The sequence below is a fragment of the Streptomyces sp. NPDC026301 genome (assembly GCF_055567935.1).
In genome coordinates, this window is the sequence record NZ_JBVHPN010000008.1 from 154,386 (window position 1) to 176,606 (window position 22,221).

Consider the following 22,221-nt stretch of genomic DNA (forward strand, 5'->3'; position numbering starts at 1 on the left):
CCGAGCGGCAGCGGTCGCCCGGGCCGCCGTACAGTACGCCGCCAGTACACCGCGCCAACTGTCCGCCCCGCACCGGTGGATACCCGTTCCGCGTCCGCACCGACCGCCACACGGCATGATGTGCAGAACAAGCGGAACAAGGGACCCGCGGGGCTAAACCCGCCCTGTGAAGGGTAGGGTGCATATTGCCCCCTTTTATGCCCACGAAGCGCTGTCGCGCGAGGAGTTGTCACACCATGGCAGGCCGGCACGCCCAGCCCAGTGAGCGAATACGCCTGTCCCGACGCGGCAAGGCCGTCGGCGGTGCGGCCGTGGTGGTCCTGATGGGCACCGCGCTGTGCGCCTGGCCCGCCTCGGGGGACGACAACCGCACGGACGGCGTCTCGGTGACCGCGCAGGACGGGCCCACCGCGACCGCCTCCTCCAAGCAGCGGCCCACCGGCCTCAAGCAGGGCTCCCCGGTCCGTTCGGAGCCGGGCCACATCCCCGGCCTCGACGCGGCCACCCGGGACCGCATCCCGGCCCGGTCCCAGCAGGTCCTCGTCGTCACGGGCGAGGGCACCGACTCGCACGACTCCACCGTCACGCTCTACACCCGCGCCAAGGGCTCCGAGAAGTGGCGCGCGGGCACGGCGTGGGCGGCGCACAACGCCGCCAAGGGCTGGACGAAGGACCACCGCTACGGCGACCTGCGCTCGCCCGAGGGCGTCTTCTCGCTCAGCGACGCGGGCGGCAAGCTGGCCCCGCCGCGCGGCACGAAGCTTCCGTATGACCACAGCTCCTCCTTCGTCGCCAACGGATCGGGCGTGGAGGGCGAGCCACTGGCCGGCGCGTTCGACTACGTCATCGCGATCGACTACAACCGCGTGCCGGGCTCCTCGCCGCTGGACCCGCGGCGCCCCGAAGGCGCGGCGAAGGGCGGCGGCGTCTGGCTGCACGTCGACCACGACGGCCCCACCCAGGGCTGCGTCAGCCTCAAGGCCGACGTGATGCGCGAGCTGCTGCGGACGCTGGATCCGGCCAAGCACCCCGTCATCGTGATGGGCCCGTCGGGCCGCTGAGACCGGCTCCGCACAATCCCCTCCGGCGCCGCGCGCCCGTGGTACGCATGGACCATGGCCGACCGCACACGCACCGGACAGTCCCCCGACGCGGGTACCGAGCAGTCCCTCACCCCGCACGGCCCGCACGACGCGCTGACCGACGTGCCGGGCCTCCGGGTCGGGCACGCGCAGCGCACGGACGCGGGCCAGCTCACCGGCACGACCGTCGTCCTCGCGCCCGAGGGCGGCGCGGTCGCCGCCGTCGACGTACGGGGCGGCGGCCCCGGCACCCGCGAGACCGACGCCCTGGACCCGCGCAACCTCGTACAGCGCGTGGACGCCGTGGTACTGACCGGCGGCAGCGCCTTCGGACTGGACGCGGCCTCGGGCGTCGCGGCCTGGCTGGAGGACCACGGCCGGGGCTTCCAGGTGGGACCCGACCCCGCGCAGGTGGTGCCGGTGGTGCCCGCCGCCGCCCTCTTCGACCTGGGGCGGGGCGGCGACTGGCGGGCCCGTCCGGACGCGGCGCTCGGCCGCGCGGCGATCGAGGCGGCGCACCGCGGCGCGCCCGGCTCGGCGGTGGCCCAGGGCAACGTGGGCGCCGGTACGGGCGCGGTGGCCGGCGGCCTGAAGGGCGGCATCGGCACGGCGAGCGTCGTCCTGCCGTCGGGGGTGACGGTCGCGGTGCTCGCGGCGGTCAACGCGGCGGGCTCGCCGGTCGACCCGGTGACGGGGCTGCTGTACGGACGGCTGTACCAGGGCACCGCACGGCCGCCCGCGCCCGAGCTGCACACGGCCGCGACGCGCCACCTGGCCGCAGCGCGCGCGGAGTCGGCGGCGCGCTCGGCGGCCTCCGTGCGCCCGCCCCTGAACACCACCCTCGCCGTCGTCGCCACGGACGCCGCCCTCACCCGCGCCCAGGCCCAGAAGCTCGCGGGCACCGCCCACGACGGACTGGCCCGGGCGATACGGCCGGTGCACCTGCTGTCGGACGGCGACACCGTCTTCGCGCTGGCCACCGGCGAGCGGCCGGCGGCGCCGGAGAGCGCCGAGAGCGACCCGGCGTTCGCCGTGCACGCCGACGCCGGAGCGGTCAACGAGATCCTGGCGGCCGGCGCCGACGCGCTGACCCGCGCCGTCGTGAAGGCGATGCTGGCGGCGGAGGGCGTGGACGGCCCGGGCGGCGTCTTCCCCTCGTACACCGACCTGTACGGAACCGGCTGAGCGGTACCGCACCGGCCCTGCCGCGCCCACCGGTCCCTGCCTCGTCGCCGCGCGAATCCCGGTGGTAGAAACGGCCGTATGCCCGAACCGCCGCCGCCCACCCTCGTCCAGCCGGCCCCCGCACCCCGGCCCGCCGCCAGGCGGCGCCGGCTGTGGTGGCACCGGCTGATCCTGGGGCTGTGGTACCGGCCGGTGGAGGTACTGGACGAGGCGCGCGACCGCGGGGCGTGGAGCGCGGCGGTCCTGCTGACGCTGGTCGGCGGCGCGCTCGGGCTGCTGGCGTCGAAGTCCTTCCGGGCGCAGTGGGGGACCGGGCCGCTGGACGTGGTGTGGCAGCTCGTGGGCGTCACCGAGGCGGGCGTACTGGTCGCGAGCCTGGGGCTGGGGCTGGTCACGCACGCCATCGCGCGCACCCTCGGCGGCAGCGGCCGGCTCCGGCCGACGGTCAGCCTGTTCATCGTGGTGTTCTGGGTGACGGACCTGCCGCGTCTCGCGCTGTCGTTCCTGCTGCCCGAGCACCATCCCGTCGCGCAGGCGGTGGCGCTGACCTCCTGGGGCTTCGGCTTCGCCCTGGCCGTGCTGCTCATACGGGGCCAGCACCACCTGCCGACGCTGCGGTCGGTGGGTGCGGTGGCGGTACAGATGCTGGCGTCGCTGGCGCTGCTCAAGCTCGGCCCGATCAGCTGATCATCAGCCGACCAGCAGGGGCTCGGTGACCGCGCGTCAGGCACCGGCTCGGTGACCGCGTGTCAGGTACCGGCTCAGTGACCGCGCGTCAGTTCCCTTACCAGGCCCGCGAAGGCCTCGCGCTCGGCCGCGGTCAGCTCGACGCTCTCCGACGGCGGGACGACCTGCCGCGGTACGGCCTTGAGCAGCCGTGGGGCCGCGCCCGGCGGCTGGGGCGCGGGGCGGTCCCGGCGTACGGTCCGGACCAGCCCGATGGCCCAGGCGAGGGTCGCGAGCAGCAGCACGGCCAGGCCGATCTGCTGCAGGGTCGAGACGGAGAGGAGCATCCGGTCCTCCATGGCGTACGGGCGCGGCGCTGCGCCGGCGCGCTCGGCACCGGCGACTGACGCGGAACAGTAGACACCACGCCTCAGGCTTTATGACAGGTTTTTATAGGACTTAAGACCCGAAGTGACGCATCTCCCACCACTATCGGACCTTCCTGCATCACTCAGGGTTCTTCCCGCATCACGCCGCAACCATCCCTCATCCCACCGCATCAGGTGCGAGCCCCTCAAGAATCGCCGGAAACACCGCAAGAATTCCGCCACAATTTCGCGCCGCGTCCGTAAGAAACCGGCGGCCCGCGGCGCGGCGTCCCGGCATCCGCCCGTTTCGCCGGTACGTCCCCACCACTCCTGCACGGCCGAGTCGGGCGGTGCGCGTTGGACGCATCGGCGGGTTCCGCCCGGCCAAGATCGTCCGCGAGCATGGCGGCGCACCACTCACCCGATACGACAACCCGATACGACAAACGGACCACCGATACGGGTGACCGGACGACCGGATCACCATGACGGAGGAGTGCGCGTGGAGTGTACGGACCTGCCGAAGCCGCTCGACGGAGTGCTCGTCGCCGACTTCAGCCGGGTGCTGGCGGGGCCACTGGCCGCCGCGACCCTGGCCGACCTGGGCGCCCAGGTGGTCAAGGTGGAGCGGCCCGGCGCCGGTGACGACACCCGGGCCTGGGGGCCGCCCTTCGCGGCCGACGGCACGGCCGCGTACTTCGACGCCGCCAACCGCTCCAAGCGCGGCCTCGCCCTGGACCTCTCCGCGCCGGACGACGCCGAGGCGGCCCGCGAACTGGCCGTGCGGGCCGACGTCCTGATCGAGAATTTCCGGCCCGGCGCGCTCGCCAAGTACGGCCTGGACCCCGTCGCCTCCCTCGCCGCCAATCCCGGCCTGGTGCACTGCTCGATCACCGGCTTCGGGTCGGGCGAGGGCGCCCACCTGCCCGGATACGACTTCGTCGTGCAGGCGGTCGGCGGGCTGATGAGCATCACGGGCGAGCCCGGCGGCCCGCCCCTGAAGGCGGGCGTGGCGCTGGTGGACGTACTGACCGCGAAGGACGCCACGACCGGCATCCTGGCGGCACTGCGCCACCGGGACCGTACGGGCCAGGGGCAGCACGTCGAGGTGAACCTGCTGTCCTCCCTGCTGGGTTCGCTGGTCAACCAGGCGTCCGGGCACCTGGCCACCGGCCGCGACCCGGGCCCGATGGGCAACCGGCACCCGAGCATCGCGCCGTACGAGACGCTGGCCTGCCGCGACGGGCTGCTGTCGGTGGCGGTGGGGAACGACCGTCAGTTCCGGGCGCTGGCAGTGGCGCTGGGAGCTCCGGAGCTGGCCGAGGACGCGCGGTTCGCGACCAATCCCGACCGGGTGGCGCACCGCACGGAGCTGGTGAAGGAGCTGGAGGCGCGGCTGGCGGCCGACACCGCGCGGGGCTGGACGGAGCGGCTCGGCAGGGCGTCGGTGCCGTGCGGACCCGTCAACACCGTGAGCCAAGCCCTGGAGTTCGCGGCGGGACTGGGGCTGGATCCGGTCGTTCCCGTGGGCGAGGGGCGGGTACCGCAAGTACGCAGCCCCCTGCGGCTGTCCCGCACCCCGGTGGCCGAACCGGTCGCGCCACCGCGGCTGGACGAGCACGGAACACAGCTCCGCGAGTGGTTGGCCGGCCCCTCCGACCAGCCGCTTCCCCCACTTGTGTGACATCAGTCACAAGATATGGAGAGCTGCAACCAAAACGGCTCACAGTCGCTGTTTAAGAACAGTGGACCAACACTCTTGCCTGGAGCAGCTCGTGACAACGCCGCACAACGCCGCGCCCGCACAGCCCCGCAATTCGCGCTCGCTGCGGCGAGGCCTCGCGGCGGCCGCTCTGCTCGCAGCCGGCGCCCTGGCCATGACCGCCTGCGGCGGTGACGCCTCGGGCGCGAACAACAAGGACGGGCAGGCGGGCGCCGACGCCGCGGCCGCCAAGGACGCCTCCGACGCCAAGATCAAGGTGTCGGCGAAGGACGGCTCGACCGGTGCCAGCATCAACGGCACGAACGTGAAGGTGAGCGGCGGCAAGCTCACCGAAGTCACGCTGAAGCGGGTCGACACCGGCGAGCAGGTCTCCGGGACGATATCCGGCGACGGCGGCAGCTGGAAGCCGGACGCCCAGCTGGAGCGCGGTACCCCGTACCGGATCGTCGCGAACGCCAAGGACGCCAAGGGCCGCAAGGCGACCGAGAACGCCAAGTTCACCACGGTCTCGCCGACCAACAGCTTCATCGGCACCTTCACGCCCGACAACGGCAAGACCGTCGGCGTGGGCATGCCGGTGTCCTTCAACTTCGACAAGGCCATCACGAACAAGAAGGACGTCCAGTCCCACATCACGGTGTCCTCCAGCAGCGGCCAGGAGGTCGTCGGCCACTGGTTCGGCAACCAGCGCCTGGACTTCCGCCCGCAGGACTACTGGAAGGCCGGCTCGAAGGTCACCATGAAGATCGCCCTGGACGGAGTGGAGGGCGCGAACGGCGTCACCGGCGTCCAGGACAAGACGGTCACCTTCACCATCGGCCGCTCCCAGGTCTCCACCGTCGACATGAACACCCAGACGATGACGGTGAAGCGGGACGGCAAGGTGTTCAAGACCGTGCCGATCTCCGGCGGCAGCGCCGAGCACCCGACGTACAACGGCCAGATGGTCATCTCGGAGAAGTTCGAGGAGACCCGGATGAACGGTGACACCGTCGGCTTCGGCGGTGAGTACGACATCAAGGACGTGCCGCACGCGATGCGCCTGTCCTCCTCCGGCACCTTCATCCACGGCAACTACTGGGGCTCCCCCTCGGTCTTCGGCCGGTCGGGCACCAGCCACGGCTGTGTCGGCCTGCAGGACAACAAGGGCGGCGGGGGCAACTCCAACGGTAAGTGGTTCTTCGACAACTCCCTCGTCGGTGACGTCGTCGTCGTGAAGAACTCGCACGACAAGACCGTCCAGCCCGACAACGGCCTGAACGGCTGGAACCTCTCGTGGGAGGACTGGAAGGCCGGCAGCGCGGTCTGAGACCCGCCGTACGCACGCCGAAACGGACATCACCCCGCTGCCGGGCACTGGCAGCGGGGTGATGTGTTCTCGGGAGGGGCGGGCGCCGGATCTCAGGCGGCGACCGGCTCCCTCTTCGCCTCGGCGGCCGACTGCGGCTCGCCCTCCACGGCGGGGGCCGCCGCTTCCATACCGGTCTTGCGCATCCCCTTCAGGACGACCACCAGGGCCGTACTGACGGCCACGCCGGCGGCGATCGCCACCAGGTACAGCAGCGGCTGGCCGATCAGCGGGACCACGAAGATGCCGCCGTGCGGGGCACGCAGTGTGCAGCCGAACGCCATCGACAGCGCACCGGTCACCGCGCCGCCCGCCATCGAGGCCGGGATGACGCGCAACGGGTCGCCCGCGGCGAACGGGATCGCACCCTCGGTGATGAACGAAGCGCCCAGCACCCAGGCGGCCTTGCCGTTCTCCCGCTCGGCCTTGCTGAACAGCTTGCCGCGCACGGTCGTGGCCAGCGCCATCGCCAGCGGCGGGACCATGCCGGCCGCCATCACCGCGGCCATCACCTTCAGGCTGCCCTCGTTGGGGTTGGCCAGGCCGCCGACCGCGAAGGCGTACGCGACCTTGTTCAGCGGGCCGCCGAGGTCGAAGCACATCATCAGGCCGAGGATGACGCCCAGGATGACCGCGTTGGCGCCGGTCAGGCCGGACAGCCAGTCGGTCAGCGCCTTCTGGAGCGCGGCGATCGGCTTGCCGATGACCAGGAACATCAGGAACCCGACCACCGCCGAGGAGATCAGCGGGATCACCACCACCGGCATGATGCCGCGCAGCGGCGCCGGCACCCGGACCCGCTGGATGGCCATCACCACCGCGCCCGCGAGCAGGCCGGCGATCAGGCCGCCGAGGAAGCCCGCGTTGATCGTCAGGGCGATCGAGCCGCCCACGAAGCCCGGCACGAGTCCCGGCCGGTCGGCCATGCCGTACGCGATGAACCCGGCCAGTACGGGCACGAGGAAGGTGAAGGCCACGTTGCCGACCTGGAAGAGCAGCGCGGCCCAGCTGCTGGTGTCCGTCCAGATGAAGTGCTCGGCGACGGACGGCGCCTTGTTGATCGTGTACCCGCCGATCGCGAAGGCCAGGGCCATCAGGAGGCCGCCCGCGGCGACGAACGGCACCATGTAACTGACGCCGGTCATCAGCCACTTGCGCAGCCGGGTGCCGTAGCCGTCGGTCTCCTCGCCGCCGCGGTCCATGGGCGCGTCGCGGTGCGAGGCCGGCGCACCGGCCTCGCCGCGCGCCGCCTTCTCCCGTACCTCGGCGATCAGTTCGGCGGGGCGGTTGATGCCGGCCTTCACGCCCACATCGACGACGGGCTTGCCCGCGAACCGCTCCCGGTCCCGGACCTCCACGTCGTGCGCGAAGATCACGCCGTCGGCGGCCGCGATCACCGCGGGGTCGAGGCGGGTGAACCCGGCCGACCCCTGCGTCTCGACCACCAGCTCCACGCCGGCGTCCTCGCCCGCCTTCGTCAGCGACTCGGCGGCCATGTAGGTGTGCGCGATGCCGGTCGGACAGGAGGTGACGGCGACGATCTTGAACGTACCGGTGGCCTCCGGGGCGGCTGCGGGCTCGGCTTCCGGGGCGGGCTCCGCTTCTGCTGGGGCGGCATCCGGCTCGTCGGCGGCGTCGGCCGCGGGCTCGGTCTCGGGCTCGGCCGCGGCCTCGGTCGCGGGAGCCTCGGGCTCGTCGCCCCGTACCAGCGCCGCCGCCCGCTCCGGGTCGTCCGCCGAGCGCAGCGCGCCGGTGAACTCCGCGTCCATCAGGTGCCGGGCCAGCGTCGAGAGGATCGACAGATGGTCGGCGTCGCCGCCGGTCGGCGCGGCTATCAGGAAGACCAGGTCGGCGGGGCCGTCCGCGGCACCGAAGTCGATGCCGGCGGCGCTGCGCCCGAAGGCCAGCGTCGGCTCGGTGACATGAGCGCTCCGGCAGTGCGGGATGCCGATGCCGCCGTCCAGCCCGGTGGGCATCTGGGCCTCGCGCGCGGCCACGTCCGCGAGGAAACCCTCCAGGTCGGTGACGCGACCGGCCGCCACCATCCGTTCGGCCAGCGACCTGGCGGCCGCTTCCTTGGTGTCGGCGGACAGGTCGAGGTCGACCAGATCCGCGGTGATCAGCTCACTCATCGCGGGCTCCCTTCACGATCCAGCCTGTCCGGGCAAAATCCAGCCCGTCCGGCGTTTGAGGACAATCGAACGGCGGGCGACCCCGACGCACAGATCCGTTCATGACACGGCCTCCGTCAGCGGGCGGTCCATCGGCACCGCATCGGTCACGGTCACGTCCGACGGCCGCAGGTCGGCAGGCGTAGGCATCACACTGCCCGGCAGCTGCACCGCGGCAGCCCCGTGCGCCACGGCCGAGGCCAGCGCCCGCTCCCCCGCGCCCCCGGCAGCCAGGAACCCGGCCAGCGAAGCGTCCCCCGCACCGACGTTGCTGCGGACGGCGTCCACCTCGGCGGTGCCGTAGTACGTACCGGTCGCGTCGACCAGCAGCTGCCCGTCCGCGCCGAGCGACGCGAGCACCGCCTCGGCGCCCAGCGCACGCAGCTCCTCCGCGGCCTTCACCGCGTCGCCGATCGTGGCGAGCGGCCGGCCGACGGCCTGCGCCAGCTCCTCGGCGTTGGGCTTGACCACGTCGGGGCGCTCCCGCAGGGCCGCGATCAGCGACGGACCCGAGGTGTCCAGGGCGATCCGGGCCCCGGCCCGGTGCGCGCGGGCGACCAGGTCGGCGTACCACTCGGGGGCCAGCCCGCGCGGCAGGCTGCCGCAGCAGGCGATCCAGGCGGCGCCCGCCGAGCGCTCCCGCACGGTCTCCAGCAGCGCTTCGGACTCCGCCGCCGACAGCTCGGGGCCGGACGCGTTGATCTTGGTGAGGGTGCCGTCGGGCTCGGCGACCGCGATGTTGGAGCGGGTGGCCCCCGCCACCCGGACCGGCGCGACCTCTATCCCCTCGGCCACCAGCAGGTCGGCCAGCGCCTGCCCGGCCGGACCGCCGATCGGCAGCACGGCGAGCGTCTCGTGCCCGGCGGCCGCGACGGCCCGGGAGACGTTGACGCCCTTGCCGCCGGGGTCGACCCGGTCGGCACCGGCCCGCAGCACGGCGCCGCGCTCCAGAGCGGGCACCTCGTACGTGCGGTCCAGGCTGGGATTGGGGGTGACGGTGAGGATCATGCGCGTACTACTTCCGTGCCCGCGCGCTCGATGGCGAGGGCGTTCTCGGGGCTGAGCCCGGTGTCGGTGATCAGGATGTCGACGTCGGAGAGGTCGCCGAAGCGGGCGAAGTGCTGCTGCCCGAACTTCGAGGAGTCGGCGATCAGCACGACCCGCCGGGCGGCGCGGATCACCGCCCGCTTGACGGCGGCCTCGGCGAGGTCGGGCGTGGTCAGGCCGCCTTCCAGCGAGAAGCCGTTCGTCGCGAGGAAGAGGACGTCGGCATTGATCTCGCGGTAGGCACGCAGCGCCCAGTCGTCGACGGCGGCCCGCGTGCGGTGCCGGATGCGGCCGCCGACGAGGTGCAGGGTGAGTCCGGGGTGGTCGGCGAGGCGGGCGGCGACGGGGAGGCCGTGGGTCACGACGGTGACGTCGGACTCCAGCGGGAACTCCGCGGCCAGCCGGGCCGCGGTGGTGCCCGCGTCCAGGATCACGCTGCCGTCGTCGGGCAGCTCGGCTAGCGCGGCGCGCGCGATGCGGTCCTTCTCGTCGGCCGCGACGGTGTCCCGCTCGGCGAGGTCCGGCTCGAAGTCCAGCCGGCCCGCCGGTATCGCCCCGCCGTGCACCCGCCGGACCAGTCCGGCGCGGTCCAGCGCCTTCAGGTCGCGCCGCACGGTCTCGGCGGTGACCTGGAATTCCTCGGCGAGGGAGAGGACGTCGACCCGCCCGCCGTCCCGGGCGAGGCGCAGGATCTCCTGCTGTCGTTCCGCTGCGTACATGCGACCTCGGTCCGTTCCGTTCCTGTCCGTACGATGCCCGAACGTGTGGTTTCACCAGCAGGCTACGCCCGGATTTCTGCGAAGTAAACAGACTCGGGCAATGTACAGACACAAACGGGCACGCCCTCGGAGGGCCGGTCACGTGCGGACAGCAAAGAGCCCCGGCACTCGGGGGAGGGTGCCGGGGCTCGTCTTGGGGGGACCCGCTTCAGGGCGAGGTCCCGGTTGTGGGATGAAGAAGCGTTACGCCGCGGCGTCGAAGCCGGTGTCGTGCGCCATGCGCTTCAGCTCCAGCAGCGCGTGCTTCTCTATCTGGCGGATCCGCTCACGGGTCAGGCCGTGCTGCTTGCCGACCTCGGTCAGGGTCCGCTCGCGGCCGTCCTCTATGCCGTACCGCGCCTTGATGATCGAGGCGGTGCGGCCGTCGAGGCGGTCTATCAGGTCCTCCAGCTCCTCGCTGCGCAGCAGCGTGAGCACGGACTGCTCGGGCGACGCCGCGGAGGTGTCCTCCAGCAGGTCACCGAACTGCGTCTCGCCTTCGTCGTCCACGGACATGTTCAGGCTGACGGGGTCGCGGGCCCAGTCCAGGACGTCGCTGATCCGCTCGGGCTTGGCGCCCAGCTCGGCGGCGATCTCCGCGTGCTCCGGGTCGCGGCCGTGCTCGCGGTTGAACTCGCGCTGCACACGGCGGATCCGGCCCAGCTCCTCGACCAGGTGGACGGGCAGCCGGATCGTACGGGACTGGTCGGCGATGGACCGCGTGATGGCCTGGCGGATCCACCACGTCGCGTACGTGGAGAACTTGAAGCCCTTGGCGTAGTCGAACTTCTCGACCGCGCGCACCAGACCGGCGTTCCCCTCCTGGATCAGGTCCAGCAGCGGCAGGCCGCTGCGCGGATAGCGGCGGGCGACCGCTACGACCAGGCGGAGGTTGGAACGGATGAAGACGTCCTTGGCCTTCTCGGCCTCGTCGACCAGCGCCTGCAGCTCCTCGGGCGTCGCGCCCGCGGCATTGCCGTCGGTCACCTCGCCGTCCAGGATCTGCCGGGCATAGACACCCGCCTCGATGGTCTGCGACAGCTCGACCTCCTTGGCGGCGTCGAGCAGTGGCGTGCGCGCGATCTCGTCGAGGTACATGCCGACCAGGTCGCGGTCGGCGATCTCCCCGCCTACGGCGCGAACACTGTTTGCCGTGTCAGCACCGCTCCTGGTGGGCTGACGACGGGCGACGGCACGGGTTGCCATGCGTGTGCTCCCTCTGCGATGAGTCGGTCGCGGGATGGTGGCGGCCGGGACACCTGATCCCTGCTGTCTGCCGGGGCCGGGTGCCCCCGTCTGAAGGAAACAACGGCTGGAAACCGGACAGAATTCCCACGGCGACCCGTCGTTTTTCTGATCATGCAGTACCCTGCGTCCCCACCGAGGGAGGCCCCATGCCGCTGGAGTGCGGGGAAGTGCAGGTCAGGCCGGGCACCGAGGCCGATCTGGCGGCCCTCACGGAGCTTTACAACCACTACATCCGTGAGACGGCCATCACATTCGACACCGAGCCCTTCACCCCCGAAGAGCGGAGACCCTGGCTCCTCTCCCACCCCGAAGACGGCCCGCACCGCCTTCTGGTTGCCCGGGAGAGCGCGGAGGGACCGGCAGCGGCCGATGGCGCGCGGCAGGGCCGCCTCCTCGGGTACGCGACCACCAGCCCCTTCCGCCCGAAGCCCGCGTACCGCACCTCGGTCGAGACGACGGTCTACCTCGCGCCCGAGGCGACCGGGCGCGGCGTCGGCACCCTGCTGTACAAGGCGCTCTTCGAGGCCCTGGAGGGCGAGGACGTGCACCGCGCGTACGCGGGCATCGCGCTGCCCAACCCCGGCTCGGCCGCCCTGCACGCCCGCTTCGGCTTCCGGCACGCCGGTACGTTCGCGGAGGTCGGCCGCAAATTCGGCCGCTACTGGGACGTGGCCTGGTACGAGAAGGAGCTCGGCTCCGGTTGACGCCGGCCGGGCCCGGGTGTCGCCTGGAGGGAGGGCGAGAGAGAGGAGCCGTCATGCAGACGCACGCTCGCACCCGCTCCACGGCCACCACGGCCGCGGCCCCCCGCCACCACCTGGCCGTCACGACCGGGGTCCCCGTCGCGGGCGGCATCGCCTACGGCATCTACGCGGGGCTGCTCGACCACAGCACCGGCTCGTCCAGCGTCCACGCGTTCGTGCTCGGCCTGCTCGCCACCGCGGTGACCGTGGTCCTCGGGCTGGCCCTGATGCACAGCCAGTCCCGCATGATCACCGAGGTCCGCGCCCTCTCGTACGGCGTGATGTTCGGCGCCACGATGGGCTTCCTCTACAGCCTCGCGGGGACGTCGACGGCCCTGAAGGCATCGGGCATGGGCGCCCTCTTCGGCGTGATCATGCTGGTCGTGGCCCTGTACCTCTTCCGTACGCACGGCGCTCCGGGGACGCGACGGTAACCACGCCCCGAGAGACCCCACGCCGCCCCGCCCCGTCGTCAGCCGACGGTCGGCGGGGCGTCGACGATCGGCGGGACGTCGTCGTTGCCGCGCCGGACGGTGCGTACGGTCGGGCCGCGGTCGGACCGTGCGGGCCACGGTCGGGCCCTTCGGGTCACGGTCGGGCCTTCGGGCCTTTCGGTCCACGGTCAGGCTCTCCGGACCACCTCAGGACGAACCCGCGTCCGCCGAGATCCAGCGCTCCGGAGTGAGGACGACGGCGACCACCTCGTCGCCGTCCCCGGAGAGCGCCTGCCGTACGTAATCCGCCACGCCCTCCGGAGGCACGTACCGCCCGGCCACCTCCTCGACGTCCTCGGCGGTGACCGGGACCAGCTTCGCCGGGCCCTCCGCCGTGACGTACCGGTACGTCGGCGAGGTGCGCTGCACGACCAGCGAGAACCGCCCCGCCGCTTCGATGAGCCGCGCCTTGCGGGACGTACGGCCGGTGAAGACCAGGAAGTCGCCGCCGGGCCGGTAGCTGTACCAGACCGGCACCGCCAGCGGGGCGCGAGCGCCTCCTGACTCCACAGCCAGCACGGCGACGTGCGGCTCGGCGAGCAACTGGTCACGTTCTTCCACGGTGAGCGGCATCGCTGCGCCTCCTGGGGCGTCGATGTGCGTGGCATGTCGAGTGGACCTGCGTGGACAGCGGGGCGCGTCGCCCCGTATGCCCTCGCAGTATGTCCTCGTCCGCCTGCACAACGAAGGGCGGCCGCAGGGCATTCCGCGTGTCGCCGGCCGTACGACCATGGGCGTAGGGCGGCCGTTCGAGGGGCGTTGGGGCCACGGTCCGTTACGCCCGCGCGCCCGCGTCCCTAGCCTCGGCACATGGACACCACGAGCGGCACCCCGCACCCCGCGAGCGGCACTCTCGACGAGGCCCTGGAGCGACTGCACACGCACGGGCCGGAGTTCCACGGCTACCTCAGCAACCACGGCCCGATGGCGGTCGAGGCGCTGGTCCGGCACGGCCGGGCCGGTTCCGTGCACCGCTGGCTCGACCGTTACGAGACCAAGCTGGAGGACCGCCCGGCCGCCGACACCGCGGTCACCGACGCGAACTGGCGGGAGGCGCTGGGCGACCCGCGCCGGGTCACCGACTGGACCGCGTACATGGGCCGGCAGCTCGCCGACCGGCCCTGGCGGGAGGTGCTCGCCGAGTGGTGGCCGCGGCTGCTCCCCGGTATCGCGGGCGCCGCCACACACCCCGTCATCAGGGTCGGGCACGCCGTCCGCACGCTCATGGAGGACGGCGAGGAGGAACCGCGGGTGGCGGAACTGGCGCACGCGCTCGGTTACTGGGCGGCGCGCCGGCTGCCGCTCGACGGGGTACCGGCCCCTGCGGGTCAGTACGACCCGCAGGACGCGCTGTGGGGCGTACCGCCGGTACCGGATCAGTCGGGCGGCATCCGGGGGCGGCTGGCCCAGCTGGCGGACACGCCGGGCTGGCCGGCCGCGGCGGCGGCCCTGCGGCCCGCTGACGGGCCTGCGGACGCCAGGGCGCTGCTGGCCGCCGTCGTCGCGGCCGCCACGGCCCGGTACGCGGTCGACGCGGCCGCCGAGCCCGTGATGCTGGTGCACGCGGCGACCGCCCCGAACGCCGTCCTACGGACGCTCCCCGCGCTGCCCGAACACCTCTGGGTGCCCAGCCTGCACGCCGCGTGGGCCGCGAGCGCGGCGGTGACGGCCGCGTATGCGCCCCGCCGCCGGCGGCCGGGGGCCGCCGCCACGGCCAGCGCCCCGGAGGCCGCGCCCGGCACCGACGCGCTGGCCGACGCTCTGCCCGACGCCCTGGCCGACGCTTTCGAACGGGCGGCCGCGCACGGCGACGAGCACGCCATCAAACTGACGGACACCGCGCTCGACGTGGCCACAGCCACCGGCCGCCCCGAGGCGCTGCGGGCGGCCCACCAGGCGGTCGCCCTCATCCCCCCGAAAAACTGACGCGTCGTTTCACTCCCCTGTCCACCCTCTCCATTTCGCTCCACTCCTTGTTAAAACTTCAAGAATTGCGGGAGCAGTGAGACAGTGGATGGTATGAGCAACGACATGGCCGGTGAGCCGCGCTGGCTCAGCGACGAGGAGCAGTACGCCTGGCAGTCGTACCTGCACGCCACCACGCTCCTGGAAGACCACCTCGACCGGCAGCTGCAGCGTGATGCCGGCATGCCGCACATCTACTACGGCCTGCTCGTCCAGCTCTCCCAGGCACCGCGGCGGCGGCTGCGGATGACCGAGCTGGCCCAGAACGCCAAGATCACCCGGTCCCGGCTCTCGCACGCGATCGCCCGCCTGGAGAAGAACGGCTGGGTCCGCCGTGAGGACTGCCCCTCCGACAAGCGCGGCCAGAACGCCGTGCTCACGGACGAGGGCCTGAAGGTCCTGGAGGAGACCGCGCCGGGCCACGTCGCGACCGTACGGGCCGCGCTGTTCGACCGGCTGTCCCCGGAGCAGGTGCGCCAACTCGCCGACATCTGCCGGTCGGTGGCGGACGGCCTGCAGCCGCAGGGCGCCGACCTGCCCTGGCTGCGCTGAACCCACGCGCACGCGAAAGGGGCGCCCGAGGGGCGCCCCTTCTGCACGTCTGCGTCAGTGCGCCATCACCGGTACCGGCACGTCCTCGGCCGCGTCCGCGCCGTCCTCCGAGCTCGCCGCCGGCGTACCGGCACCGGGCCGCCCCGTGGTGACGAAGACGAAGGCGATCGCCGAGGCGAGGAGCAGGATGCCCGCGGCCCACCAGATGGCGGCCGTGTATCCGTGCACCATCGACTGCAGCTTGAGGACGTCGGCGGAGCGCGCACCGGCTGCGTGCGCCGTCGCGTACGCCGTGGTCGCGCCGGCCGCGATGGTGTTGAGCAGCGCCGTACCGATCGCACCGCCCACCTGCTGCGAGGTGTTGACCATCGCGGAGGCGACACCGGCGTCGCGCGGCTGCACACCGTGCGTGGCCAGCGACATGGCCGGCATGAAGGCCGTGCCCATACCGAGGCCGAGCAGCAGGAACGAGGGCAGGATCAGCGCCGGGTAGGAGCTGTCCAGGTCGATCCGGGTCAGCGACAGCATGCCGATCGCGGCCAGCAGGAAGCCGGGCGCCATCAGGAGCCGCGGCCGGACCCGCGTCATCAGCCGGGCGCCGATCTGCGTCGAGCCGGTGATCATGCCCGCGATCATCGGAAGGAAGGCCAGACCGGTCGTGACCGGCGTGTACCCCTTCACGATCTGCAAGTAGTAGGTCAGGAACAGGAAGAGACCGAACATGCCGATCACGGCGAGGCCGAGCGAGGCGTAGACGCCACCGCGGTTGCGGTCGGTGACCACGCGCAGCGGCAGCAGCGGCGCCTTCACCCGCGACTCCACGACCACGAAGGCCAGCAGCAGCACAGCGGCCGCCACGAAGAGGCCGATGGTCGGCGCGGAGCTCCAGCCGTCGGTCTCGGCACGCGTGAACGCGTACACGAGCGAGACCAGTCCGGCCGTGGCCAGGATGACGCCGGGCACGTCGAGCCGGGAGGAATTACGGCCCTCGGCGGGCTCCCGGATGACCAGCAGCGCACCGATCGCCGCGACCACGGCGAAGGGGATGTTCACGAAGAAGGTCCAGCGCCAGTCCATGTACTCGGTCAGTACGCCGCCGAGGATCAGCCCGACGGCGCCGCCGCCACCGGCGATGGCACCGAAGATGCCGAACGCCTTGGCACGTTCGCGCGCCTCGGTGAAGGTCACCGCGAGCAGCGAGAGCGCGGCCGGGGCGAGCAGCGCGCCGAACACGCCCTGCAGCGCGCGGGCGCCGAGCAGCATCCCGGAGCTGCCCGCGGCGCCGCCGAGCGCGGAGGCGAGGGCGAAGCCGATCAGGCCGATGACGAAGGTGCGCCGGCGGCCCCACAGGTCGGCGACGCGGCCACCGAAGAGCAGCAGCCCGCCGAAGGCGAGCGCGTACGCGGTGATGACCCACTGCCGGTTCCCGTCGGAGATCCCGAGGTCCGCCTGGGCGGAGGGCAGCGCGATGTTCACGATCGTCGCGTCGAGCACGACCATGAGCTGGGCGAGGGCGATGAATATGAGCGCTTTCCAGCGCCGGGGGTCCACGTTCGGGACGGCGTTGGAGCCGGCTTTCTGGGCGGCTTTGGGAACGGCTTCGGACATGGGTGGGCCCACCTAGGGTGCGGAGAAGTACGAAAAGGGACGTGTAAAGCGGAGCTTGTGACGCGAGTCAGAAGAATTGAGGGAACGGCCGCCGGGACCTTCGGCTCACCGGTTTTGGATCACCGGCGACATTGCCGGAGGTCGTCCAACGTCGCCGCCGAGCCGGGCAGTTCGGACCTCGCCGGAGCCATCAGGCCGTCCAGGAACAGCTGAAGGTGGCGGTGTACGAACTTGTCGAAGTCGACACAGCCGCTGCCCGGCAGCGGCCGCGTGAGCTGGGTGATCGCGACCATCAGGTCACCGACGGCGATGTCGGTACGCAGTCGGCCGCTCTCGCGCGCGGCACCCATGAGGGCCTCGACGGCCCGCTCCAGGCGGTCCCGCGCGGCGAGCAGGTCGGGGTGGTCCTTGTCGACGCCGTCGGAGAGGAGCGGGCAGAGCGCTCCGATGCGCTCCTCGACGGCGGCGTGCACGAAGACCCGGAGCGCCTGGAACGCGTCGTCCTCCGCCGCGAGCGCGCACTCCGCACGGTCCGCCGTGCGGTCCATGACGGAGAGCGTGACGTGGTGGATCAGGTCGGCGCGCTCCGGGAAGTGCCGGTAGAGGGTGGCGTTGCCGACGCCGGCCCGGCGGGCGACCTCGTCGAGCGGGACATCGGCCCCGTGCTCGACCATGGTCTCGCGAGCGGCCGCGACGATCCGGTCCCGGTTGCGCTGCGCATCGGCCCGCAGTCGGGGCTGCGCCGCCTTGGCCGCGGGGGTACGGGTGACAGTCACGTCGGCTCACTCCTTCCGGGTACTTTCGGGTACTTCCTGGGCTGCGGGGCGAAACCGGGGAGCGGGTCCCCGTTTCGCACGGACGCCTGGTTAAACGGGGACCGGCTCCCCGGTTATTTCCCGCACGCCTTGTGACCTGCGTCACTTCCCCGCGCCCCCGCGAAAACCACTCCCGTCACCGGATGACGTAACCCGACGGGCAGGCCGCCGCCCGCCGCCCCAGGGTGAGCACATGAGGCAGATACCGTCCGCCCTGCTCGCCACCACGGCCCTGGCGGCCACGCTGGCCGTACCGGCCCTGAACGCCGCCGCGCCCCGCCCCTCCGGCACCGCCCGGCACGGCGACAGCCGCCCGGCCGCCTCCCCGCCCCCGGACACCCGGGAACGGACGGACGCCCCCACTCCCCGCCCAACGGGAACGAAACCGGGAACGAAGCCGGGGACGACGGCACGCGAGACGTCCTCAGCGCCTCCGCCGCACTCCCCCACAGGCCCCCCGACGCGCTCCCCCCGCGCCCCCTCCGCGGCCTTCCCCTCCGGCCCCTGCGCCCTCCCCGGCGCCACCACCGGCGTGTCGGAGGCGGCCGCCACTCCCCGCGGCTTCACCCGCGCCACCGGCCGCGTACGGGCCCTCACGGTGCTCGTCGACTTCCCCGACGTACGCGCCGGGATCAGCCCCCGCGCGCGCTACGGCGAGTTCTTCCCGGCCGTCCCCCGCTTCTTCCGCCAGAGCTCCTACGGCACGCTCGACTACCGCTCGACACCCGTCCTGAAGTGGATACGCATGTCCCGCCCGCTGGCCTCGTACGACATCGGGCGCGGCACCTCGTTCAACCCCGCCTCGAACAACGGCTATTACGCGGTGGCGAAGGAAATCGTGCGCGCCGTCGACCGCGACGTGGACTTCCGCGCCTACGACCTGGTCAACGTCCTGGTCACACCGAACGCCGGGCCACCCGCGACCGAGAACGTCTGGTCCGTCACCTTCAGCGGCGGCCCGCTGGGCCTGCGGACGGGCGACGGCACGCAGCTCAGGAACGTCTCGTTCATCTGGAGCCGGCAGACCGGCCCGAGCGCCTACCGCGTCCTCAACCACGAGAACGCCCACTCCTTCGGCCTGCCGGACCTGTACTTCACCGACGGGCGCGCCGATCCGCACCCGGTGGGCCACTGGGACCCCATGGACGTGGACTGGGGCCCGGAGAACGACTTCCTGGGCTGGCACAAGTGGAAGCTGGGCTGGCTGGCCCCGGACCAGGTGGACTGCGTACGCCACCCCGGCACCGTCACCACCCACCGGCTCACCCCGGCCTCCGTACCCGGCGGAACGAAGATCGTCGTCATCCCCGTCTCCCGGTACCGCGCCTACGTCGTAGAGGCCCGCCGCACCGGCCCGCTCGACCCCACCGCGTGCCGCCCCGGCGTCCTGATCTACCGCGTCACCACCGACACCCCTTCGGGCAGGGGCCCGGTCCGCGTCTCGGACGCCACCCCGAAGAGCGCCGGCTGCTACCGCAAGGACCCGAACGTCCGCGCAGGCCTGACCGATGCCACGTACCGCCCCGGCCAGACCTTCCACGCCGACGGCCTCACACTCTCGGTACTGCGGAACCCCCCGCCCGACGCGCCCCCCTCGAACACCTCAAACGCCTCGGACACCTCGCACACCTCGGACGCCTCGGACACCTTCCGCGTACGAATCACCACTCCAAAACGCCACTGACGGCGCGAGGAGCACAGGGCCACCAAGGGGTACTGGTCATGGGTACTGGTCATCAACCTCGCCAGCGGGTCTGCCTCAATCCGTCCAATGCATCCGCCCCAAACTGATGAGCCGGAGCTGACGACGAGCACGCTCCGCGACCCGATCACAAGCGGCAGCGCCATCGTCATCGGCGGCATCCGCGGCGTCCGCAGCATCCGCGGCGTCCACGACATCCGCGGCGTCCAGAATCGCCGAAGCGGTCATCACCAGATGATCGACGTACATCTCGGCGAGCATCAGCACGTCGTCGTCGCTCCAAGCGTCCGACACCGGCTGCTCCCTGAGCCCCGCCGCCACCTCCGCGGCGAACCGCGCCAGCTCCGCCGCTATCGCCTTCCGCACGGCGCGTACGCCCCCGTGCCGCTCCCGCGCGATGAATCGCACATGCGCCGGGTTCTCCCGTACGTACTGCTCGACGACCGCGACCGTACGGTCGATGCGCTCCTCGGCGCCGGGCTGCTCGGCGAGGATCGCCCGGATCACGACGTGCAGGCTGCCGAGCGACTCCTCGACCAACGCGACGCCCAGGTCGGGGATGTCCCGGAAGTGCCGGTAGAACGCCGCCGGCGCCACCCCCACCACCCGCGTCACCTCACGCAGCCCGAGGCTGCTCAGGCTCTGCTCCGCCAGCAGCCGCAGCCCGGCGTCGAGGAGCGCCTGCCGGGTCTTCTGCTTCTGGGCCTGCCGGACGCCGATGGTGTGACTCATGCCATTCAGTAAACATCCGTTCTCCGACACGATCCACCCCGGGGTCGCGCTAGACTCGTAAGTCAGTGAACAACTGTCACACCAACTGTTCACCTAAGTGTCGATCAAGGCCACTCACCTCACTCGGAAGGGCCAGAAATGATCTTCCTCGTCGCAGCCTTGCTCCTCCTGGGAGTCCTCCTGGGCACCGCGGCACATCTCCCGCTCGGGGCGACGCTGACCGCGGCCGCCGCGATCGCGGTCTGGCTGCTGATCTTCGCCATCCGCGAGTACCGCACGAAGGAGGCCCGTCGATGACCACGCTCACCCACCGCGCCGAAACCCGCACCGACGAGCCCGAGGCGCACACCGAGCAGACCGAGCAGACCGAGCAGACCGAACACCGTACGGACAACCGCACCGCGCCCGACAGCGCAACCACCTCCCGCCGCAAGGCGAACCAGGCCGACGGCATGGCCGTGGCCTCCTTCATCCTCGGCCTGGTGGGCCTGCTCGTCATGAACGTCGTCCTGGGCCCGCTGTCGCTGATCCTGGGCGCCCTCGCCCTCTTCCGCGGCACCGACCGGCGCGGCCGCGCCCTCCTCGGCATGACCCTGGGCGTCGCCGACCTCATCGTGCTGGCCGCCCTGGTCACCACCGACGGCACCGTCAGCTGGAACTTCCCCACCTGACCCATCACCTGGCGGCGAGACCGGGCACGACCCCATCCGCTACCCTGTTCACGGCCAGCCGATGGTGCGCGCAGCCCCTCACCCAGGGCACCGCACCACCACTGACCGCCCCGCCTCCGTAGCTCAGGGGATAGAGCACCGCTCTCCTAAAGCGGGTGTCGCAGGTTCGAATCCTGCCGGGGGCACAAGCTGTGCCGCAGGTCAGAGAGTTGTGGGCCCTCCGTTCACTCGAACGGAGGGCCCACTTCGTGCCTGAACGCCCCATAGATGCCCCATCTCTACGGAAACGTGGCGATGGTTTGAGGATGGACCGGGGATGGATGCGGCATCGGGACTCAGCGCGCGTTGTGCAGCTCTTGGCACACATCCGCGCTACTCGGCCGGTCGGCGGGATTCCGGCTCATCATCTGCTCGATGATCTTCCCCAACGGCCCCGGCACGTTGACCGTCCGGTGCGACTTGGTCGCCACGGCTCGCCGCCGTTCCTCACGTGAGGCATCGTCCGGGTAGTCCACGTGCCGCCAGCGGGCCAGTTCGGAGGCGACAGCCTCTCGAGCTGGCCCTTTGGCTTGTAGGCGGCCGGGCCGTGTGCGGATCGGGCAGGGGCTGGTTTCGGCGGCCTTGGGGGGGGTTGTTGTTTAGCCTGGGTGGGGGCGGCGAGTGGTCGCTTGCGGGGGTGTTTGGGATGGAGTCGTCCATGACCACTGCACGGGATTTGGTGATCATCGCTTTGGATGTGCCGTCCGGGCGGCCTCTGGAGCAAGGCGAGCTGTCGCTGGCGTTGGCGGGGGCCGAGTTGATTGATCTTCTGGCCGCCGAGGCCGTCGGGGTGGACGGTGAGCTCATCGTGCCGGGGCACCGGCCGGCGATCGCTGATCGACTGTTGGACGATGCCGCGTCGTCGCTTGTCCGGCAAGTGCCGTACGAGTCGGTTGAGGACTGGCTGTGGCGGAGGGGGCGTGGGCTGTATTCGACGTATCTGGCCGCGCTGGAGGCGGACGGGCAGATTGCTCGGGAGCGCCGTCGCTGGATGGTCGTTCGGGCCGGGCAGGTGGGGTTGGTCGATTCGCCCGAGCGGCGCTTGGCGGTGGACCGATGGGCATCGGGTGAGCCCACTCTCGTCGCTCTCGCCTCGGCCGTCGGGATTCACGACGGGGAGGGCGGGGAGGGCGAGGAGAAGGAGGAGGCGCCGAGCGTGGGTGACGAGGCGGTGGTGATGGTGCTGGCCGTGGTGCATGACGCGTTGATGGAGTTGGAGGCCGTACGGCAGCGGCGGGCCATCGAGGATGCCGCGTTCGACAACATTTGGCGCGGCAACTGACGGCGCCATCGAGATCAACGCT

The 22,221-nt window shown here is 71.9% G+C and carries 23 protein-coding genes and 1 tRNA gene; 14 read left to right on the forward strand and 10 right to left on the reverse strand.

From position 1 onward, the window contains the following. Positions 1–236: 236 nt before the first annotated feature. The 3 genes from ACZ4MH_RS15960 (at position 237) to ACZ4MH_RS15970 (ending at position 2,954) form a co-directional block, all read left to right on the forward strand. On the forward strand, positions 237–1,061 hold the full coding sequence (locus ACZ4MH_RS15960) for a hypothetical protein (protein ID WP_351595608.1): 825 nt from the start codon (positions 237–239) through the stop codon (positions 1,059–1,061). 54 nt (positions 1,062–1,115) lie between these two features. Continuing rightward, positions 1,116–2,267, forward strand: a complete 1,152-nt coding sequence (locus ACZ4MH_RS15965; RefSeq protein ID WP_467754537.1) for a P1 family peptidase — start codon at positions 1,116–1,118, stop codon at positions 2,265–2,267. Between the two features lie 78 nt (positions 2,268–2,345). Then, the gene (locus ACZ4MH_RS15970; RefSeq protein WP_351596173.1) at positions 2,346–2,954 is read left to right on the forward strand and encodes a hypothetical protein; all 609 of its coding nucleotides are present in this window, start codon (positions 2,346–2,348) and stop codon (positions 2,952–2,954) included. Positions 2,955–3,028: 74 nt separating this feature from the next. Here ACZ4MH_RS15970 and ACZ4MH_RS15975 read toward each other — a convergent pair whose 3' ends face one another. Continuing rightward, a complete protein-coding gene (locus ACZ4MH_RS15975; RefSeq protein WP_351596171.1) occupies positions 3,029–3,280 on the reverse strand; it encodes a hypothetical protein in 252 nt (83 codons plus the stop codon). Between the two features lie 517 nt (positions 3,281–3,797). On the opposite strand from ACZ4MH_RS15975, the gene ACZ4MH_RS15980 reads away from it, so the two are divergent. Together ACZ4MH_RS15980 and ACZ4MH_RS15985 are read left to right on the forward strand one after the other, a co-directional pair. Continuing rightward, on the forward strand, positions 3,798–4,985 hold the full coding sequence (locus tag ACZ4MH_RS15980) for a CaiB/BaiF CoA transferase family protein (RefSeq protein ID WP_467754538.1): 1,188 nt from the start codon (positions 3,798–3,800) through the stop codon (positions 4,983–4,985). Positions 4,986–5,064: 79 nt separating this feature from the next. Then, positions 5,065–6,333, forward strand: a complete 1,269-nt coding sequence (locus ACZ4MH_RS15985; RefSeq protein ID WP_467754547.1) for a L,D-transpeptidase — start codon at positions 5,065–5,067, stop codon at positions 6,331–6,333. 92 nt (positions 6,334–6,425) lie between these two features. On the opposite strand, the gene ACZ4MH_RS15990 is transcribed toward ACZ4MH_RS15985, so the two are convergent. The 4 genes from ACZ4MH_RS15990 to ACZ4MH_RS16005 all read right to left on the reverse strand — a co-directional run bounded on the left by ACZ4MH_RS15990 (position 6,426) and on the right by ACZ4MH_RS16005 (position 11,554). Then, positions 6,426–8,504 (reverse strand): PTS fructose transporter subunit IIABC, encoded by a 2,079-nt coding sequence (locus ACZ4MH_RS15990; protein WP_351596163.1) that lies wholly within the window; start codon positions 8,502–8,504, stop codon positions 6,426–6,428. A gap of 99 nt (positions 8,505–8,603) precedes the next feature. Next, positions 8,604–9,551, reverse strand: coding sequence for a 1-phosphofructokinase (pfkB, locus tag ACZ4MH_RS15995; protein ID WP_351596160.1), 948 nt, complete (start codon positions 9,549–9,551; stop codon positions 8,604–8,606). Beyond that, positions 9,548–10,309, reverse strand: coding sequence for a DeoR/GlpR family DNA-binding transcription regulator (locus ACZ4MH_RS16000; protein WP_351596157.1), 762 nt, complete (start codon positions 10,307–10,309; stop codon positions 9,548–9,550). The genes pfkB and ACZ4MH_RS16000 overlap by 4 nt, the downstream gene beginning before the upstream one ends. 243 nt (positions 10,310–10,552) lie before the next feature. Then, positions 10,553–11,554 carry a sigma-70 family RNA polymerase sigma factor gene (locus ACZ4MH_RS16005; RefSeq protein WP_351596154.1) on the reverse strand — a complete coding sequence of 334 codons (1,002 nt, stop codon included), beginning with the start codon at positions 11,552–11,554 and terminating at the stop codon, positions 10,553–10,555. 188 nt (positions 11,555–11,742) lie between these two features. On the opposite strand from ACZ4MH_RS16005, the gene ACZ4MH_RS16010 reads away from it, so the two are divergent. Beyond that, the gene (locus ACZ4MH_RS16010; protein ID WP_351596151.1) at positions 11,743–12,300 is read left to right on the forward strand and encodes a GNAT family N-acetyltransferase; all 558 of its coding nucleotides are present in this window, start codon (positions 11,743–11,745) and stop codon (positions 12,298–12,300) included. Between the two features lie 53 nt (positions 12,301–12,353). Further along, a complete protein-coding gene (locus tag ACZ4MH_RS16015) occupies positions 12,354–12,773 on the forward strand; it encodes a hypothetical protein (RefSeq protein ID WP_351596149.1) in 420 nt (139 codons plus the stop codon). A gap of 207 nt (positions 12,774–12,980) precedes the next feature. On the opposite strand, the gene ACZ4MH_RS16020 is transcribed toward ACZ4MH_RS16015, so the two are convergent. Further along, positions 12,981–13,406 carry a pyridoxamine 5'-phosphate oxidase family protein gene (locus ACZ4MH_RS16020; RefSeq protein ID WP_351596146.1) on the reverse strand — a complete coding sequence of 142 codons (426 nt, stop codon included), beginning with the start codon at positions 13,404–13,406 and terminating at the stop codon, positions 12,981–12,983. Between the two features lie 237 nt (positions 13,407–13,643). On the opposite strand from ACZ4MH_RS16020, the gene ACZ4MH_RS16025 reads away from it, so the two are divergent. Together ACZ4MH_RS16025 and ACZ4MH_RS16030 are read left to right on the forward strand one after the other, a co-directional pair. Beyond that, a complete protein-coding gene (locus ACZ4MH_RS16025; protein ID WP_351596143.1) occupies positions 13,644–14,759 on the forward strand; it encodes a questin oxidase family protein in 1,116 nt (371 codons plus the stop codon). 93 nt (positions 14,760–14,852) lie between these two features. Continuing rightward, positions 14,853–15,350: a MarR family winged helix-turn-helix transcriptional regulator gene (locus ACZ4MH_RS16030; protein ID WP_351596140.1), complete on the forward strand. Its 498-nt coding sequence runs from the start codon at positions 14,853–14,855 to the stop codon at positions 15,348–15,350. Positions 15,351–15,404: 54 nt separating this feature from the next. Here ACZ4MH_RS16030 and ACZ4MH_RS16035 read toward each other — a convergent pair whose 3' ends face one another. Together ACZ4MH_RS16035 and ACZ4MH_RS16040 are read right to left on the reverse strand one after the other, a co-directional pair. Further along, positions 15,405–16,958 (reverse strand): MFS transporter, encoded by a 1,554-nt coding sequence (locus tag ACZ4MH_RS16035; protein ID WP_351596137.1) that lies wholly within the window; start codon positions 16,956–16,958, stop codon positions 15,405–15,407. A 119-nt stretch (positions 16,959–17,077) separates the two neighbouring features. Further along, a complete protein-coding gene (locus tag ACZ4MH_RS16040) occupies positions 17,078–17,734 on the reverse strand; it encodes a TetR/AcrR family transcriptional regulator (protein WP_351596134.1) in 657 nt (218 codons plus the stop codon). Positions 17,735–17,966: 232 nt separating this feature from the next. Between ACZ4MH_RS16040 and ACZ4MH_RS16045 the strand changes: the two genes are divergently transcribed. Further along, the gene (locus ACZ4MH_RS16045; protein ID WP_351596131.1) at positions 17,967–19,457 is read left to right on the forward strand and encodes a M6 family metalloprotease domain-containing protein; all 1,491 of its coding nucleotides are present in this window, start codon (positions 17,967–17,969) and stop codon (positions 19,455–19,457) included. A 75-nt stretch (positions 19,458–19,532) separates the two neighbouring features. On the opposite strand, the gene ACZ4MH_RS16050 is transcribed toward ACZ4MH_RS16045, so the two are convergent. Next, positions 19,533–20,207 (reverse strand): TetR family transcriptional regulator, encoded by a 675-nt coding sequence (locus tag ACZ4MH_RS16050; RefSeq protein ID WP_351596128.1) that lies wholly within the window; start codon positions 20,205–20,207, stop codon positions 19,533–19,535. A gap of 138 nt (positions 20,208–20,345) precedes the next feature. On the opposite strand from ACZ4MH_RS16050, the gene ACZ4MH_RS16055 reads away from it, so the two are divergent. The 3 genes from ACZ4MH_RS16055 (at position 20,346) to ACZ4MH_RS16065 (ending at position 21,063) form a co-directional block, all read left to right on the forward strand. Beyond that, a complete protein-coding gene (locus ACZ4MH_RS16055; protein ID WP_169749851.1) occupies positions 20,346–20,504 on the forward strand; it encodes a hypothetical protein in 159 nt (52 codons plus the stop codon). Next, a complete protein-coding gene (locus tag ACZ4MH_RS16060; protein ID WP_351596124.1) occupies positions 20,501–20,878 on the forward strand; it encodes a DUF4190 domain-containing protein in 378 nt (125 codons plus the stop codon). The genes ACZ4MH_RS16055 and ACZ4MH_RS16060 overlap by 4 nt, the downstream gene beginning before the upstream one ends. A gap of 112 nt (positions 20,879–20,990) precedes the next feature. Continuing rightward, a tRNA-Arg gene (locus ACZ4MH_RS16065) sits at positions 20,991–21,063 on the forward strand. A 150-nt stretch (positions 21,064–21,213) separates the two neighbouring features. On the opposite strand, the gene ACZ4MH_RS16070 is transcribed toward ACZ4MH_RS16065, so the two are convergent. Further along, the gene (locus ACZ4MH_RS16070) at positions 21,214–21,348 is read right to left on the reverse strand and encodes a hypothetical protein (protein WP_351596121.1); all 135 of its coding nucleotides are present in this window, start codon (positions 21,346–21,348) and stop codon (positions 21,214–21,216) included. Between the two features lie 227 nt (positions 21,349–21,575). Here ACZ4MH_RS16070 and ACZ4MH_RS16075 point away from each other — a divergent pair, with 227 nt between their 5' ends. Further along, positions 21,576–22,199 (forward strand): GOLPH3/VPS74 family protein, encoded by a 624-nt coding sequence (locus tag ACZ4MH_RS16075; protein ID WP_351596118.1) that lies wholly within the window; start codon positions 21,576–21,578, stop codon positions 22,197–22,199. The last annotated feature ends 22 nt before the right edge of the window (positions 22,200–22,221 follow it).